We start from the raw sequence: 15,362 nt of genomic DNA, 5'->3' as shown, positions 1-15,362 counted from the left end.
TCCATCACCGCCGCACCATACCTGCCCGCCATATCCGGCTCGGCGTCTTCAGTGCAGACCGCGGCGTCTCCTCGTTCGCCGGTCCTTTCATGTAAAACCGCATTATGGTATCTTAATGTTGTCCGGCGGTTTGATTAACCTGCGCGGCGGAGGTGCACATGAGTAAGGATGGCTGGAACGACGAACCTGGCAGCGGCTCGCCGACCTACGAGCGTTTCCGGGAACAGATCTTTGCCGAACAGGTGGATCAACTGTACCGGCTTGCACCATACGGTATGCTGGCCGCGGTCGTGAACGCGGTGCTGGTGTTTTTTGTGCTGAAGAACGTCATGCGGCTGAGCTATGTTGCCGGGTGGCTGGCGCTTGTGGTCGTGGTAACGGGGGTGCGGATGTTGCTTGTCCTGTGCTACCTGAAAAGCAGCCGTGATCCGGCGCTGGCTCCGCGCTGGGCCACCCGGTTCCTGACCGGACTGGTAGTGGTCGGTGTGTGCTGGGGAGGCATCGGGGTGCTTCCGTACAGCGACAGCGCACTGGCGTACCAGGTTTTCATCGCATTCGTACTGGGAGGCATGGCTGCCGGGGCCTCCACCACCTTTGCCACGGTGAAGCACGCTTATTCCGCTTTCGCAGCACCAATACTGGTGCCGCTCGCCGTACACTTCATCCTGATCGGCGACACCTTTCACCTGGTCATGGCAACCATGGTCCTGGTGTTCTACCTCCTGCTGTGGCGCATTTCCCTGCACAACTACAACCTCAATACCTCGTCATTGCTTTTGAAGTACGAGAACCGGGAGGTGATAGACACCTTGGAGCGGTCCAAGGAGCGGGTGGAGCACCTGAACGCGCAGCTGATGGCCGAGATCACGGCCAGGGCGGTCGCAGAAGAGCAACTCAGAGCCCAGCAGGAGCAACTGGAACAAGAGGTGGAGGACCGGACCGCGGCACTGCGCGAGAGCAACCAGCTGTTGCTGAAAGAGATTGAGGAGAGGAAGCAGTATGAAAAGGCCCTGCTGGAGACCGGCAAGCACCTCGTCATCGCCCAGGGCAAGGCCGAGGCCGCCAACAGGGCCAAGACCGAGTTCCTGGCCAACATGAGCCACGAAATGCGCACGCCGCTGGCGGGGGCGCTGGGGATGATGAAGCTGGTGCTGGACATGGACATAGGCCCGGAGGAGCGGGCCCTGCTGGAAATGGCGAAACGTTCGACCGACTCGCTGGTGCGGATCATCTCGGACGTATTGGACTTCTCCCGCCTGGAAGCAGGGATGATGACGTTCGAGCACAAGCCATTTGCCGTGGCGGGGGTGGTGAAATCGGCATTGGAAGTCGTCTGTGTGGTGGCCAGGGAAAAGAAGCTGCAGCTTACCTCCCGGATCGACGGGAGCGTCCCTGAAGCCATGGTCGGGGACGAGGGGCGTTTGCGGCAGGTACTGGTGAATCTGCTGGGCAATGCCCTGAAATTCACGGAGCAGGGCGAGGTCGAGCTGAAGGTGATGCCGGGGGACCGACTCGGCGAGGAGGGGATGATTCTGTTCGCGGTGCGGGATACCGGTATCGGCATTCCCGAGGACCAGTTGGAGAGGATTTTCGGCAGGTTCACCCAGGTCGACTCCTCCCTGACCCGGCAACACGGTGGGACCGGGCTGGGGCTTGCGCTGACCCGTCAGATCGTCGAGAAGCTGGGAGGGAGGATCTGGGCGGAAAGTTGCGAAGGCGCAGGAAGCACCTTCTATTTCACCGTTCCTTTGACACGGGCAGCCGAGGATGAACCTTCCCGGTGATACCGGTCCATCTCACGTTACCATCCCAGGTTGGCAGCCGGCGATTCAGCGGGCCATCCGACACCACATCATTTCACCGTGTCCGTGTCCTGGTTATTCCCACCCCGCCCGCATGGCGACCTTCTGCTGGCCGCCCCCCTTGTTTTCCTTGGGCGCCCCTTTCTGCTGCTCCGGCTGCTTGAAAGGGGGGAGCCGGTACAGTCTCTGGTACATCTGCATGCTGCTCACCACTTTCTTCACGTACTCGCGTGTCTCCCTGAACGGGATGCTTTCCACGAACTCGTCCTGGGGCAGGTCGCCGTAGGCTTTCTGCCACCGTTTGACGTTGCCGGAACCGGCGTTGTAGGCGGCGACGGTCAGGGTGAGGTTGCGGTCGTACAGCTCCAAGAGGTCCTTCAGGTGCCGGGTCCCCAGCTTGATGTTCAGGTCCGGACTGGTGAGCCTTTTGGAGTCGCCCTTGGACATGGCCTCGGCGGTGGCGGGCATGATCTGCATCAGGCCTACCGCGCCCACCGGCGAGAGGGCCGCCGGGAAATAGTTGCTCTCGGTGCGCATCACCGCGTACACCAGGCTTTCGGGGACGGCGTGGGCCGCGGCGTTTTTGGCGACATCGTCGCGGAAGGCGAGCGGGAAGGTCACGCCGAGCACGGTGGCGTTGTCCTTGTCGCCGCGCCTGGGCTTGTCGTTGGCCATGGTGTGGTAGGCCCCGTTGTAGTTGCCCATTTCCAGGTACAGCCTGGCGATCCCCGCCGGGTTCTTCCCCTTTTTGGAAAGAGAGAGTTCCCGTGCGGCCTCCTCGAAAAGTCCGAGCGTGATCAGCGCCTTCTCCCGCTCGAAACCGGAGGGCATGGGGAGCACCTCGGCCATGTTTTTCGGGGGCTGCGGCAGCGCCTCTGAACCTTGGAACTGATTGCTGATCAGCGCGTAGTATCCGAGCGGGAACTCGGCGGCCAGGGTGGCCAGCACCGACTGCGCGCCCTTGTCGTCACCGGTGAGGGTGAGGGTCCTGGCCAGCCAGTAGAGCGCCTTGTCGCGCAGATCCTCGCGCTCGGCCAGTTTCCTGAACTGCGCGGCCGCCTCCTGGTAGTCATGCGCCTGGTAGCTGCACCACGCGGCTTCCCACAGCACGTTGCCGTTTTTCTGGCTGGGCGCCATGGCGAGGTACTTCTTGAACAGCGGTACCGCCTGGCTCCACTGTCTTTGGAACCGTTTCAGGTAGGCCGCCTCCAGCATCGCCTCCTGGGCCACTGTGCCACCTTTGGGGTCCTGGCCGAGTTTCTGGAAGAGCTGGAAGGCTTCGTCCCCCTTGCCCGCCTTGTCGAGCGTGCGCGCGAGCCAGAGTTCCGCCTCGGTATTCCCGGCAAGCGAGCTGAAGGTGCTTTGCGCCTGCTGGTAGCGCTTGGACTTGTACAGGGCCTGTCCCTTTTTGAACTTCACCTTGCGTACGAAGTCGTCGCTTTCACCGGCGAGCGGGATCTCCGCGTACGCCTCTGCCGCCTTGAGGTGCCGACCGAGGTCGGACAGGGTGCCGGCGCGCTTGTACAGTTCGGCGCTGCTGTAGGGATCGACCTTGATCCCTTGGGCGGCAAGGCCCTGCAGTTCCTGCGCCGCCTTGTCCCCGTAGGGGGAGGCCGGGTAGACCAGGTAGATGTTGCGCAGGACCGCCGCGGCGGCGGCAGCATCGCCCAGCTTGATCTTGCACAGGGCGGAACCGAAGATGGCGGATATGGAGTCGTTGCCGGACGGGTAGCGTTCCACGAAGGTGGCGTAGCTTTGCTGCGCTTCCTTGGGGTGGCCGGCTGCGGCGAGGGTGTCGGCGTAGAGGATCAGGGCCTGGCGCGCCAGGCGGCTGTCGGCGTGGTCCTTGAGCAGTTTGTACAGGGGAGCCAGGGCCTGGTCGTGGCGCTGCAGTTTGGACAGGGCGAGCCCCTGGTAGTAGAGGGCGTAGTCGGCCAGGAGCGGATAGCCGTCTGCGGCGGTGGGAAGCTGCGCGGCGGCCTCTTCCCACTGTTCCATCTTGGCGGCGGCCATGCCCGCCATGAAGGAGCGCAGGGCCGGGTCGTTGATGGTCGCGGCCGCCTCGCGGGCGCCACGAAAATCCTTGACCTGCATGCGTTGGGCTGCTGCGCTGAGCGATGTGTCGGCTTTGTTGAGGTTGACGGCTGAGGCGGGAAGGGTGGCGTACAACACGATCGCGGCTGCTGCAATGGTACGGCAAAACATGGCTACTCCCTGTCGTTTCAAAAGCTAACCCGTATTTGTACCGAAGCGGAGCGGAAAAGGCAATGCAAAAGCTGCCGTCATTCTGTGTGTTCTTACCCCGCATCCGTCCACACCCCCTCGCCCTCCGGGAGAGGGGCAGGGGTGAGGGTGTTGCCAGGGGCAAAAAGATCGCAGCCGGCAGCGCCCTCACCCGCCCTTCGGGCACCCTCTCCCGGAGGGAGAGGGTACTCACAGACCACCAACGCGCAGCAGTTTCAGCGTGCCCGTCCACCCCCTCGCCCTCCGGGAGAGGGGCAGGGGTGAGGGCGTTGCCAAGGGCAAAATGACCGTAGTGGGCAAAGCCCTCACCCGCCCTTCGGGCACCCTCTCCCAGGGGGAGAGGGGGACAATGCCGCCTGCTCTCCTTGACTTTCTCCTGCCCCTTCTGCATTATCCAACGGTACTGATTTCAACAATTTCCCGAAGGGGCTATTACATGCGTAAAGGTAAAGACGCCATCCTGAGGCTGCTCGGCAAGGGGGAGCCGGTACCGTACCGGCAGATGCTGAAGGCTCTCAACGTATCCCGGCACGAGCGGGGCCGACTCGACGACATGCTCGACTACCTGGTGGAGACCGGGGAGATCGCCAAGCTGCCGGGACGGATCTACACGGTGGCCGGGGCGGGCGACACCGTGCGCGGCAAGCTCTCCACGCACCGGGACGGCTACGGCTTCGTCATGCCCGAGGACGGCGGCGAGGACCTCTTCGTGCCGGCGCGCTACCTCTCGGAATACATGAACGGCGACACCGTCGAGGCGCAGGTGGTCTCGACCCGGCGCGACGGCAAGCGGGAAGGGCGCATCACGGCGCTGGTGCAGCGCGGCGTCACCGAGATCGTCGGCCGCTTCGAGGCGGTCGGCAAGGCGGGACGGGTGATCCCGGACGACCCCAAGCTCGGGCGCGACCTCTTTGTGACGCCTGGCCTCGCAGGCGGCGCCTCCAAGGCGAAGAACGGCCAGATCGTGCTGGCGCAGATCACCTCCTACCCCGCAGGCGCGCGCCCGCTGGAGGGGCGCATCGTCGAGGTGCTGGGCGAGGCGAACGACCCGGAAGTCGAGGCGCTTACCGTCATCAAGAAGTACGAGCTGCCGCACGTCTTCGACGAGAAGGTCATGGCCGAGGCGGAACAGCAGCCCCAGCAGGTGACCGAGGAGGCCATCCAGGGGCGGGTGGACCTGCGCGAACGGCTCACCGTCACCATCGACGGCGAGACCGCCCGCGACTTCGACGACGCGGTCTCGGTCGTCCGCGAGGGGGACAAGATCCGCCTCTGGGTCTCCATCGCCGACGTCTCGCACTACGTCGCCGAGGGCTCGCGCCTGGACACGGAAGCCTACCTGCGCGGCACCTCGGTCTATTTCCCGGACCGCTGCATCCCCATGCTCCCCGAGCAGCTCTCCAACGGCATCTGCTCGTTGAACCCGCAGGTGGACCGCCTGACCATGACCGCCGAGATGCTCTTCGACGCGGCCGGCGCCCGGGTGGAGCAGAAGTTCTATACCAGCGTGATCAAAAGCGCGGCGCGGCTCACCTACACCACGGTGAAAAAGATCCTGGTGGATATTGACGCCGGGGCCATCGAGGCGAACCGGCACCTGGTCGCGGACCTGAAGGTGATGGAGGAGCTGTCCCTCCGGCTGAACGCGGTGCGCAAGGGGAGGGGGAGCATCGACTTCGACCTCCCCGAGCCGCAGATCATCCTGGACCTGCAGGGGGAGACCACGGCCATCGTGCGCGCCGAGCGTAACCTGGCCCACCGCATCATCGAGGAATTCATGCTGGCCGCCAACGAGGCGGTGGCGCACTTCCTGGAGTCGACTCCCGTCCCGTCGCTGTATCGCATCCACGAGAACCCCGACCCGGTCAAGCTGCAGGACCTCTCGGAGTTCGTCTTCGGCTTCGGCTACATCCTCAAGGTGGTGGAAGAGAAGGTGAGCCCGGTCGCCCTGCAGAAGCTTCTGGCCGAGGTGGCGGGCAAGCCCGAGGAGCGGCTCATCAACGAGGTGCTCCTGCGCTGCATGAAGCAGGCGCGCTACAGCGCCGAAAACATGGGGCACTTCGGCCTGGCCGCCTCGTCCTATACCCACTTCACCTCGCCCATCCGGCGCTATCCGGACCTCGTGGTGCACCGCATCCTTAAGAGGGTCTTGGCCGGGAAGATGAAGGGGGTCGACAAGGACCGGCTGGAGGCGCGGCTGCCGGAAACGGCCCTGCACACCAGCAAGCGCGAGCGCATCGCCATGGAGGCGGAACGCGAGATGGTCGATCTGAAGAAGATGCAGTTCATGCGCGACAAGATCGGCGAGGAGTACGACGGCTTCATTACCGGCGTCGCCCCCTTCGGCCTGTTCGTGGAACTGGTCGACCTCTTCGTGGAGGGGATGGTGCCGGTCGCGACCCTCCCCCAGGACTACTACGTGCACCTGGAGAAGAGCCACGCCCTGGTCGGGGAGCGCAGCCGCGCCATGTACCGCATCGCCGACAAGATCAGGGTCAAGGTGGCGGCGGTCAACGAGCCGCGCAAGCAGGTGGAGTTCGCCCTGGTGGGGACCCTGGAGAAGCGCCCCATCGAGCCCATCGCCGACGTGCGCAACGCCTACCAGCGCATCCCCATCAAGGGGAAACGCCCCAAGCCCAGGCGCCGTTGAAAGCTGTTGCGCTGGCTTTCCGCGCTGTGGTATAGAGTTAGTTTGAGCTCTGCGCGGCATTAATTAGGAGATACACGTTTTATGGTTGAAGAAAAGGTACTGCCGTTCATGGAGCACCTGGTGGAACTCCGGAAACGGCTGATCGTCTGCGTTTTCGCCATCGTCGTCGGCATGGGGGTCGCCTGGAACTTTTCCACCGACCTCTTGAAGTTCGTCGAGCAGCCGCTGACCGGCAAGACCTACCTGTCGGACATAAAGAAATCCCTCTACGAAAAGGTGAAGCAGAGCTACCCGGAGGCGTACCAGCGCATGAAGCTGGGCGAGGAGCACCAGGTCGCGGAAAAGCCGCGCATGCTCAACTACAGCGCGCCGCTGGAGCCGTTCTTCGTGCAGTGCAAGATCTCCATGCTGGCCGGCCTGGTCATCGTGCTCCCGGTCCTGTTCCACCAGTTCTGGCTCTTCGTGGCGCCGGGGCTGACGCGCAAGGAGCGGCGCCTGGTGGTCCCGTTCGTCACCACGGCAACCCTCGCCTTTTGCGCCGGGGCCATGTTCTTCTTGATCATCATCTGGCCGGTGATCATCAACTTCTCGCTCTCCTACGAGGCGAGCGGGCTGCAAAGCTGGTACAACATCTCGGCCTACATCAACTTCTGCCTGCGCCTGATCCTCATGTTCGGACTCATTTTCGAGCTCCCGATCCTGGCGCTGCTTCTGGCCCGTTTCGGCATCGTCAACTACCGCATGCTGGCCACCCGCAGGAAATACGCGCTCCTGGTCAGCTCCATCGTCGCCGCCTTCCACGCGGACCTGGTGACCATGTTCGTCATCATGATCCCGCTCTATCTCATGTACGAGATCAGCATCTGGGTCGCGCTCCTCTTCGGGAAGAAGAAGGTGCCCAAGACGGACGTCGAGCCGGTCGAGGCGTAAGGATCCCCTCCATCCATGGTCATTTTCAGAAGCGTCTCGGACATCAAGGGCAAACTGCGCCGCCCGGTAGTCACCATCGGCAACTTCGACGGCGTACACCTGGGGCACCGCGAGATCTTCCGCACAGTGAGGGATCTCGCCCGCGAGCTCGACGGCGTTTCCGTGGTGATCACCTTCGTGCCGCATCCTCTCAAGGTGGTGGCGGCCCACAAGGAGGTGCGGCTGATCACCACCAGCCAGGAGAAGGAATCCCTCATCGAGGGCTCCGGCATCGACTATCTCCTTGAGATTCCGTTCGATGAGACCTTTGCCGCCTTGCCCGCGGCCGAATTCGTGCAGCGGGTCCTGGTCGAGGCGATCGGGACGGAGCGGCTGGTGATCGGCTACGACTACGCCTTCGGGCGCGGCAGGGAAGGGGACGTGGGGCTGTTGCGGGAACTGGGCACGCGCTACGGCTACAGCGTAGAGGAGCTGCAGCCCATCTCCGACGGCGCCACGGTCTACAGCTCCACCGCCGTGCGCAGGCTGGTGAGCGCCGGCGACGTCGCCGCCGCGGCGCAGCTTCTGGGGCGGCACTTCTCCATCACCGGCACCGTGGTGCACGGCCACGAGCGGGGACGGGGGCTCGGCTTTCCCACCGCCAACATCGACACCGACAAGGACCTGATCCCGTCGGTCGGGGTCTACGCGGTCAAGGTCTGCCTGGGCGACCGGCTCCTGGACGGCGCCTGCAACATCGGCCCGAACCCCACCTTCGGCAACGACCGCCTCTCCATCGAGGTGTTCCTGCTCGACTTCGAGGAGGACCTGTACGGCCGCGAGATCACGCTCTTCTTCATCGAGCGGCTGCGCGGGGAGAAGAGGTTCGCGAGCCTGGACGAACTGAAAAGTGCCATCGCGGCCGACGTGGAGCGCTGCCGCGACATCCTCCGGGAGGCCCGGCCGGTCGCCTCGGAGAGCGGCGGCGACTGGGACTGCGTCGCCCGGCCCACCAAGCGCTGAAGGGGACAACGCTAAAGGGGACAGGCACCTGGCGGAGCCAGTCCCCATGCCAAGACAGGAGCCGGATTGTTCACACGAAAACTCGATAAAAAGCTCTTGCTCGGCCTCGTCATCAGCGCCGTCTGTCTCCTTCTGCTGTTCCGGAAGATCGACTTCCACAAGATGGCCGAGGCGTTCGCCGGGCTGGACTACCGCTACCTGGCGCCGGCGCTCGTGCTTACCTTCGCCAGCTACTACCTGCGCGCGGTGCGCTGGAAGTTCCTGCTCTTGCCCATCAAGAAGACCAGCCTGGGCAACCTTTTCCCTTCCACACTGATCGGCTACATGGCCAACAACCTGCTGCCGGCCCGGCTGGGGGAACTGGTGCGTGCCTACTCGCTGGGGAGCAAGGAGGGGATCGGCACCAGCGCCGTCTTCGCATCGCTGGTCCTGGACCGGCTTTGCGACGGCTTCACCATCCTCCTGGTGCTCCTGGTCACCTTCTTCACCATCAGGCTGCCTGCCGGGATGGAAGGTGTCGAGCACGCCATGGTGACCGGCGGCTACGTCACCTTCGCGCTCTATGTCGGCGTGCTCGCCTTCTTGTTCCTGCTTAGGCGGCACACCGGGTTCACACTTTCCCTGGTGGCGCGCCTGGTGCGCCCGCTGGCCCCGCACCTGGGCGAGAAGATCGACGGCATGCTGCGCTCGTTCATCTCGGGCATCCGCTTCCCGGGCGATGCCGGCAGCATCATGGGCATCCTGGTCAGCTCGCTCCTGGTCTGGGCCACCGCCATCTGGCCCGTGGACCTGATGCTGCGCGCCTTCGGCGTGCACCTGCCGCCGACCGCGGCCATGTTCATCATGGTCTTCCTGGTCTTTGCGGTCATGGTGCCGGCTTCTCCCGGGTTCATCGGGACCCATCACCTGGCCTGCGTCACCGCCCTGTCCGCCTTCGAGATCGGCAGCGAAAGGGCCCTGAGCATTGCCATCGTCATCCACGCCATGGGCTTTTTCCCGGTCACCGTCGCCGGGCTGGGCTGCCTGTGGCGGGACAAGCTTTCCATCAGGAACATCAGCGAAAATACCTCTCAGGAGCAACTGCGTGAACAATAACGGAATCCTCGGCAGGCTGGACCACTTCGCCATCCTGGCCTTCAGCATCCCCTTGTTCATCTACCTTTTGACACTGGCCCCCACGGTGACCTTCTTCGACAGCGGCGAGTTCCTGACCGCCATCGCGTCCCTGGGCGTGGCGCACTCCCCGGGGTATCCGCTGTTCATCAACTACGCCAAGCCCTTCACCTTCCTCCCCATCGGCAGCATCGCCTTAAGGGTCAACTTCGCCACCGCGGTTTCGGCGGCCCTTGCCTGCTACGGCGTCTACCTGTTGACGGTGAAGTTCCTGGAAGGGGAAGAGACCTCCTGGCAGGGGCGCTTCCGCGGGCTGCCGGTGAAGCTCTCCGCCCTGGCCGCCGCCGTCACCTTCGCCTGCACCGCGAGGCTCTGGCTGCAGTCCAACCACGACAAGCCCTATCCGCTGCTGGCCTTCATCTGCGCGGTGGTCTTCTACCTGATGCTTTTGTGGCGGGAGAGCTTCCTCTCCGGCGACGAGCGCCCCGCCTACGTCTACCTGGGCGCCTTTCTCTGCGGCCTCGGCGCCGGCGCGCACCAGATCATGGTGCTCATGATCCCGACCTACGCCTTCCTGCTCTGGTCCGCGGATCACCGCGTCATCCTGCGCTTCAAGGAGTTCTTCATCGCCTTCGCCTTCGGCGTGCTCGGCTTCGGCATCCACCTGCACCTGGTGGTGCGCGCCTTCCAGCACCCGGTGCTCAACTGGGGCGACTCGAAAAACCTGGAACAGTTCCTCTGGAACATACTGCGCAAGGGGTACCCGACCGAGAAGCCCAACCGCGACCTGAACCTGCTCTGGTCGCAGCTGAACGCCTTCAACGTCCCTTACGAGTTCACCGTGGTGGGGATGGCGCTCTTGATCATCGGCCTTGGTTACCTCTGCTTCAAGAAGCGTGAACTGGTGCTGGGCTACCTGATCGCGCTGGGCTCGTTCCTGGCGGTGATCGTCGGCTACTTCAACACCCCGGGCGAGCTGATCTTCCTTACCGAGGAGTTCTTCACCCCGCTCTACTGCCTCTCCGCCGTCTTCATCGGCGTCGGGCTCTTCACCCTGCTCAAGGAGGCGGCCCAGCGCCTGCCCGACTCGGCGCCGCTGCGCCTGGCGCTGCTGGTGCTGCTGTTCATGCTCCCGGTGAACATCTTCGCCCGCAACTTCGTGGAGAACGACCAGCACGAGAACTACATCGCCTTCGACTACGCCAGCAACACGCTCCGCTCGCTGCCGCAGAACGCGGTGATGTACACCTGGGGCGATTCCGGCGCCTTCCCGCTGTGGTACCTGCAGGGGGTGGAGCGGATGCGCGAAGACCTCGACCTGCCGCATACCCCGCACCTGGTGTTCGACTGGTACCTGGACAGCATGCCCCGCATGTTCAAGGGGAGCCAGCTGTACAAGCTCCCCATGGATTACCGCTCGCCGGACAACACGCTGCTCACCTCGGTCTCCGAGCAGTACAACCGCCGCCCGGTCTTCGTGGACTTCTCCACCAAGTACTCGATCGACTTCAAGAATTTCGTGCTGCACCAGCGCGGCATCACCTTCCGGCTGGACAACCCTGCGGTGCCGCAGTCCCCGCCCGACCTGGACAGCTGGCCCATCTACTCGCTGCGCGGCGTGCTGGGTGACCACGACATGTTCTTCCGCGACCTCGACACCGGCAAGGCGATCCTGATCTACGCCGCGGCCCTGATCGAGTCCGGCCAGACCCGGCTGCGCATGGGGCAGAAGGAGGCGGCGGTGCGCGACCTGCAGATCGCGGCGGCCATCTCGCCGGAAAACAAGCCGCAGATCGACGCCATCCTGAAGGCGAGCGGGGTGCAGTGATGGCCATCACCGGGAAGACCACGGTAACCGGGATCATCGGCTGGCCGGTGTCCCATTCGCTGTCGCCGGTACTGCACAACGCCGCCTTCCAGGCGCTGGGCCTGGACTGGATCTACGTTCCCTTCCCGGTGGCGCCGGAGCGCCTGGCCGAGGGGATCGCGGGGCTCAAGTCGGTCGGCGTGGCCGGTTTCAGCGTCACCATTCCCCACAAGGTGGCCATCATCCCGCTTTTGGACCAGGTGACCCCGGAGGCCGAACTGATCGGCGCGGTCAACACCGTGGTGGCGCGGGAAGGGAAGCTCACCGGCTACAACACCGACGGCATCGGCCTCATCGCCGCCGTGCGCGACAAACTCTCTTTCGATCCGGCCGGGAAGAACATCCTGGTGCTCGGTGCCGGGGGAGCGGCCCGCAGCGCCGTGGTCTCGCTGGCCCTGGCCGGGGCCGCCGGGGTCACCATCGCCAACCGCTCGCAGGATTCAGCCGCGGCGCTGGCGCAACTGGTTGCCGCGCGGCTGCCCCAGACCCGCTTCGTCACCCGCGGGCTGGACTGCCTCTCCGATGCCGGCCTCATGGCGGGCTTCGACCTGGTGGTCAACACCACCTCGGTGGGGATGGCCGGCGACTCTTTCCCGGGGCTCGCGCTCTCCTCCCTGAAGCCGGGGGGATGCCTGTACGACATGGTGTACGCGCCCCCGGTCACGCCGCTTCTGGCCCAGGCCCGGGCGCTTGGCATCCCCTGCGCCAACGGCTTCGCCATGCTGGTCGCCCAGGGCGAGGCGGCGTTCCGGATCTGGACCGGGGTAACCCCGCCCGGGGGGTGCATGGAAGGGGCGCTGGCAGCGGTTCTGTAACCTGCAGCTATTCCTTGACATTAAAGCGATTACAAAATACCATTCACAGGATATTTAACCCCTGAGGTAGCTATGCACGTAAGCAGACTGGGTGAACTGCTGGTCACAAACAACCTGATCACCAAGGAACAGCTGAAGCAGGCGCTCGCGGAACAGAAAGCTGCGGGCGGCCAACTGCGTCTGGGCTCCATTCTGGTCAGGGATGGGCTGATCAACGAGGCAGATCTCACCTCGTTTCTCTCCAAGCAGTACGGTGTTCCCACTATCAATCTCGCCGACTACGAGGTTGATGCCGCCGTGGTCAAGATCATCCCCGCCGAGATCGCTCACAAGTACCAGATCGTTCCGGTGAACCGGGCCGGCTCCACGCTCATCATCGCCATGAGCGACCCGAGCAACATCTTCGCCATCGACGACATCAAGTTCATGACCGGCTATAACGTCGAAGTTGTCGTCGTTGCCGAGAGCTCGATCAAGGCGGCCATCGACAGGTTCTACGACCAGAGCGCCTCCCTGGCCGACGTGATGAGCGACCTGGAGATGGAGGACCTGGAAGTCATCGGGGACGAAGAGGACATCGACGTCGGCTCCCTGGAGCGCGCCACCGAGGACGCCCCGGTCGTCAAGCTGGTGAACCTCATCCTCACCGACGCCATCAAGAAGAAGGCGTCCGATATCCATATCGAGCCTTACGAGAAGTACTTCCGGGTGCGCTACCGCATCGACGGCGTGCTCTACGAGGTGATGAAGCCCCCCCTGAAGCTGAAAAACGCCATCACCTCCCGCATCAAGATCATGAGCGAACTGGACATCGCCGAGCGGCGCCTGCCCCAGGACGGCCGCATCAAGATCAAGCTGGGGGGCGGCAAGGACATGGACTTCCGTGTCTCGGTGCTCCCCACCCTGTTCGGCGAAAAGATCGTTCTGCGTCTCCTGGACAAGAGCAACCTGCAGCTGGACATGACCAAGCTGGGCTACGAGCCCGAGGCGCTGGCGCACTTCCAGAGGGAGATCCACAAGCCCTTCGGCATGGTGCTGGTAACCGGTCCTACCGGTAGCGGCAAGACCGTTTCGCTGTACTCCGCGCTCTCCGAGCTGAACAAGGTGACCGAGAACATCTCCACCGCCGAGGACCCGGTCGAGTTCAACTTCGCCGGCATCAACCAGGTGCAGATGCACGAGGACATCGGCCTGAACTTCGCCGCCGCGCTGCGCGCCTTCCTGCGCCAGGACCCGGACGTGATCATGATCGGCGAGATCCGTGACTTCGAGACCGCGGAGATCGGTGTCAAGGCGGCCTTGACCGGCCACCTGGTGCTGTCGACCCTGCACACCAACGACGCCCCCTCCACCATCAACCGTCTGCTCAACATGGGCATCGAGCCGTTCCTGGTCGCCTCCGCGGTGAACCTGATCACGGCGCAGCGCCTGGCGCGCCGCGTCTGCGGCGAGTGCAAGGTGGTCGAGGAGGTGCCGGTGCAGGCCCTGATTGACGCCGGCGTCCCGGCCGACCAGGCCCCGTCCGTGGTCTGCTACCGCGGCACCGGCTGCGCCAAGTGCAACGGCACCGGCTACAAGGGGAGGGTGGGCTTCTACCAGGTCATGCCGATGCTGGAGCCGATCCGCGAACTGATCCTGAACGGCGCCAACACCGCCGAGATCAAGCGCGAGTCCATGCGCCTCGGGGTGAAGACCATGCGCCAGTCCGGCCTCACCAAGCTCATGGAAGGGGTCACGTCATTCGAGGAAGTTCTGAGAGTCACGGTGGCCGATGACTGACGCCACCAAAGGGTAACGGAGACGAGGTATTCATGATCAACTTTCATCAAATGCTCAAGGAACTGGTGGAGAGGGGCGGCTCCGACCTCCACATCACCACCAATACCTCGCCGCAGATCCGCATCGACGGTAGACTCACCCCGATGGACGTCCCGCCGCTCACCGCCATCGAGACCAAGCAGCTCTGCTACAGCATCCTGACCGATGCGCAGAAGCACAGGTTCGAAGAGGAAAACGAGCTGGACCTCTCCTTCGGCGTGAAGGGGCTGTCGCGTTTCAGGGGGAACATCTTCGTGCAGCGCGGCGCGGTCGCCGGCGTCTTCAGGGTGATCCCCTACAAGATCCTCACCTTCGAGGAACTGGGGCTTCCCCCGGTCGCCAGGGCCCTGTGCGACAAGCCGCGCGGCCTGATCCTGGTCACCGGGCCTACCGGCTCCGGCAAGTCGACCACGCTCGCCTCCATGATCGACCACATCAACATCAACCGCCACGACCACATCGTGACCGTGGAGGACCCGATCGAGTACCTGCACCCGCACAAGGGGTGCATCGTGAACCAGCGCGAAGTCGGCGCCGACACCAAGAGCTTCAAGCACGCCCTGAAGTACGTGCTGCGCCAGGACCCGGACGTGGTCCTGATCGGCGAGTTGCGCGACCTGGAGACCATCGAGGCGGCGCTGACTCTCGCCGAGACCGGCCACCTCTGCTTCGCCACGCTGCACACCAACTCCTGCGCCCAGACCATCAACAGGATCATCGACGTCTTCCCTCCCTACCAGCAGACCCAGGTGAGGACCCAGCTCTCCTTCGTGCTGGAAGGGGTCATGTCCCAGACCCTGATACCGAGGGCGACCGGGCCGGGACGTGCCCTGGCGCTCGAGGTCATGGTTCCCAACCCGGCGATCAGGAACCTGATCCGTGAAGACAAGGTGCACCAGATCTACTCGCAGATGCAGGTCGGACAGGAGAAGTTCGGCATGCAGACCATGAACCAGTGTCTGATGGGGCTTCTGTCGCGGCGCCTCATCACCGTGGACGATGCCCTGGGCCGCTCCTCCGAACCGGACGAGCTGAAGCAGATGCTGGCCCCGGGGGGCTCGGGCGCGGCGCAGATCCGGCGCCCGCCGCAAAGATAGCATCAGCCAGTCCCGGTGTTGCCG

The 15,362-nt window shown here is 64.1% G+C and carries 10 protein-coding genes; 9 read left to right on the top strand and 1 reads right to left on the bottom strand.

Translation table 11 applies throughout. The features are described from left to right. Positions 1–158 precede the first annotated feature (158 nt). A complete protein-coding gene (locus H7687_RS11505) occupies positions 159–1,784 on the top strand; it encodes a sensor histidine kinase (RefSeq protein ID WP_183347409.1) in 1,626 nt (541 codons plus the stop codon). 93 nt (positions 1,785–1,877) lie between these two features. Here H7687_RS11505 and H7687_RS11500 read toward each other — a convergent pair whose 3' ends face one another. After that, complete coding sequence (locus H7687_RS11500; protein ID WP_183347407.1) at positions 1,878–4,007, bottom strand: transglycosylase SLT domain-containing protein; 2,130 nt, start codon at positions 4,005–4,007, stop codon at positions 1,878–1,880. 475 nt (positions 4,008–4,482) lie between these two features. On the opposite strand from H7687_RS11500, the gene rnr reads away from it, so the two are divergent. From rnr to H7687_RS11460, 8 genes are all read left to right on the top strand, one after another. After that, complete coding sequence (rnr, locus tag H7687_RS11495; RefSeq protein WP_183347405.1) at positions 4,483–6,696, top strand: ribonuclease R; 2,214 nt, start codon at positions 4,483–4,485, stop codon at positions 6,694–6,696. A gap of 81 nt (positions 6,697–6,777) precedes the next feature. Beyond that, positions 6,778–7,626: a twin-arginine translocase subunit TatC gene (gene tatC / locus H7687_RS11490; RefSeq protein WP_183347403.1), complete on the top strand. Its 849-nt coding sequence runs from the start codon at positions 6,778–6,780 to the stop codon at positions 7,624–7,626. Positions 7,627–7,641: 15 nt separating this feature from the next. After that, positions 7,642–8,628, top strand: a complete 987-nt coding sequence (locus tag H7687_RS11485) for a bifunctional riboflavin kinase/FAD synthetase (RefSeq protein ID WP_183347401.1) — start codon at positions 7,642–7,644, stop codon at positions 8,626–8,628. Positions 8,629–8,694: 66 nt separating this feature from the next. After that, positions 8,695–9,723 carry a lysylphosphatidylglycerol synthase transmembrane domain-containing protein gene (locus H7687_RS11480; RefSeq protein WP_183347399.1) on the top strand — a complete coding sequence of 343 codons (1,029 nt, stop codon included), beginning with the start codon at positions 8,695–8,697 and terminating at the stop codon, positions 9,721–9,723. Beyond that, positions 9,713–11,569, top strand: coding sequence for a glycosyltransferase family 117 protein (locus H7687_RS11475; protein WP_183347398.1), 1,857 nt, complete (start codon positions 9,713–9,715; stop codon positions 11,567–11,569). The genes H7687_RS11480 and H7687_RS11475 overlap by 11 nt, the downstream gene beginning before the upstream one ends. Then, on the top strand, positions 11,569–12,423 hold the full coding sequence (locus H7687_RS11470; RefSeq protein WP_183347396.1) for a shikimate dehydrogenase: 855 nt from the start codon (positions 11,569–11,571) through the stop codon (positions 12,421–12,423). The genes H7687_RS11475 and H7687_RS11470 overlap by 1 nt, the downstream gene beginning before the upstream one ends. A gap of 72 nt (positions 12,424–12,495) precedes the next feature. After that, positions 12,496–14,202: a type IV-A pilus assembly ATPase PilB gene (gene pilB, locus H7687_RS11465; RefSeq protein WP_183347394.1), complete on the top strand. Its 1,707-nt coding sequence runs from the start codon at positions 12,496–12,498 to the stop codon at positions 14,200–14,202. A 32-nt stretch (positions 14,203–14,234) separates the two neighbouring features. Further along, positions 14,235–15,338 (top strand): type IV pilus twitching motility protein PilT, encoded by a 1,104-nt coding sequence (locus H7687_RS11460; protein WP_183347392.1) that lies wholly within the window; start codon positions 14,235–14,237, stop codon positions 15,336–15,338. Positions 15,339–15,362 lie beyond the last annotated feature (24 nt).

Source organism: Geomonas paludis (genome assembly GCF_014193585.1).
In the GTDB taxonomy this organism is placed as follows: domain Bacteria; phylum Desulfobacterota; class Desulfuromonadia; order Geobacterales; family Geobacteraceae; genus Geomonas; species Geomonas paludis.
The sequence above is the reverse complement of the archived record's forward strand: the minus strand, read 5'-3'. Positions and strand labels throughout refer to the sequence as shown.

Bases quoted from the DNA above. Each gene is read 5' to 3' on its own strand.
- H7687_RS11470 (WP_183347396.1), top strand. From the start codon at position 11,569: ATGGCCATCACCGGGAAGACCACGGTAACCGGGATCATCGGCTGGCCG.
- pilB (WP_183347394.1), top strand. From the start codon at position 12,496: ATGCACGTAAGCAGACTGGGTGAACTGCTGGTCACAAACAACCTGATC.
- H7687_RS11500 (WP_183347407.1), bottom strand. From the start codon at position 4,007: ATGTTTTGCCGTACCATTGCAGCAGCCGCGATCGTGTTGTACGCCACC.
- rnr (WP_183347405.1), top strand. From the start codon at position 4,483: ATGCGTAAAGGTAAAGACGCCATCCTGAGGCTGCTCGGCAAGGGGGAG.
- H7687_RS11485 (WP_183347401.1), top strand. From the start codon at position 7,642: ATGGTCATTTTCAGAAGCGTCTCGGACATCAAGGGCAAACTGCGCCGC.
- H7687_RS11460 (WP_183347392.1), top strand. From the start codon at position 14,235: ATGATCAACTTTCATCAAATGCTCAAGGAACTGGTGGAGAGGGGCGGC.
- H7687_RS11505 (WP_183347409.1), top strand. From the start codon at position 159: ATGAGTAAGGATGGCTGGAACGACGAACCTGGCAGCGGCTCGCCGACC.
- tatC (WP_183347403.1), top strand. From the start codon at position 6,778: ATGGTTGAAGAAAAGGTACTGCCGTTCATGGAGCACCTGGTGGAACTC.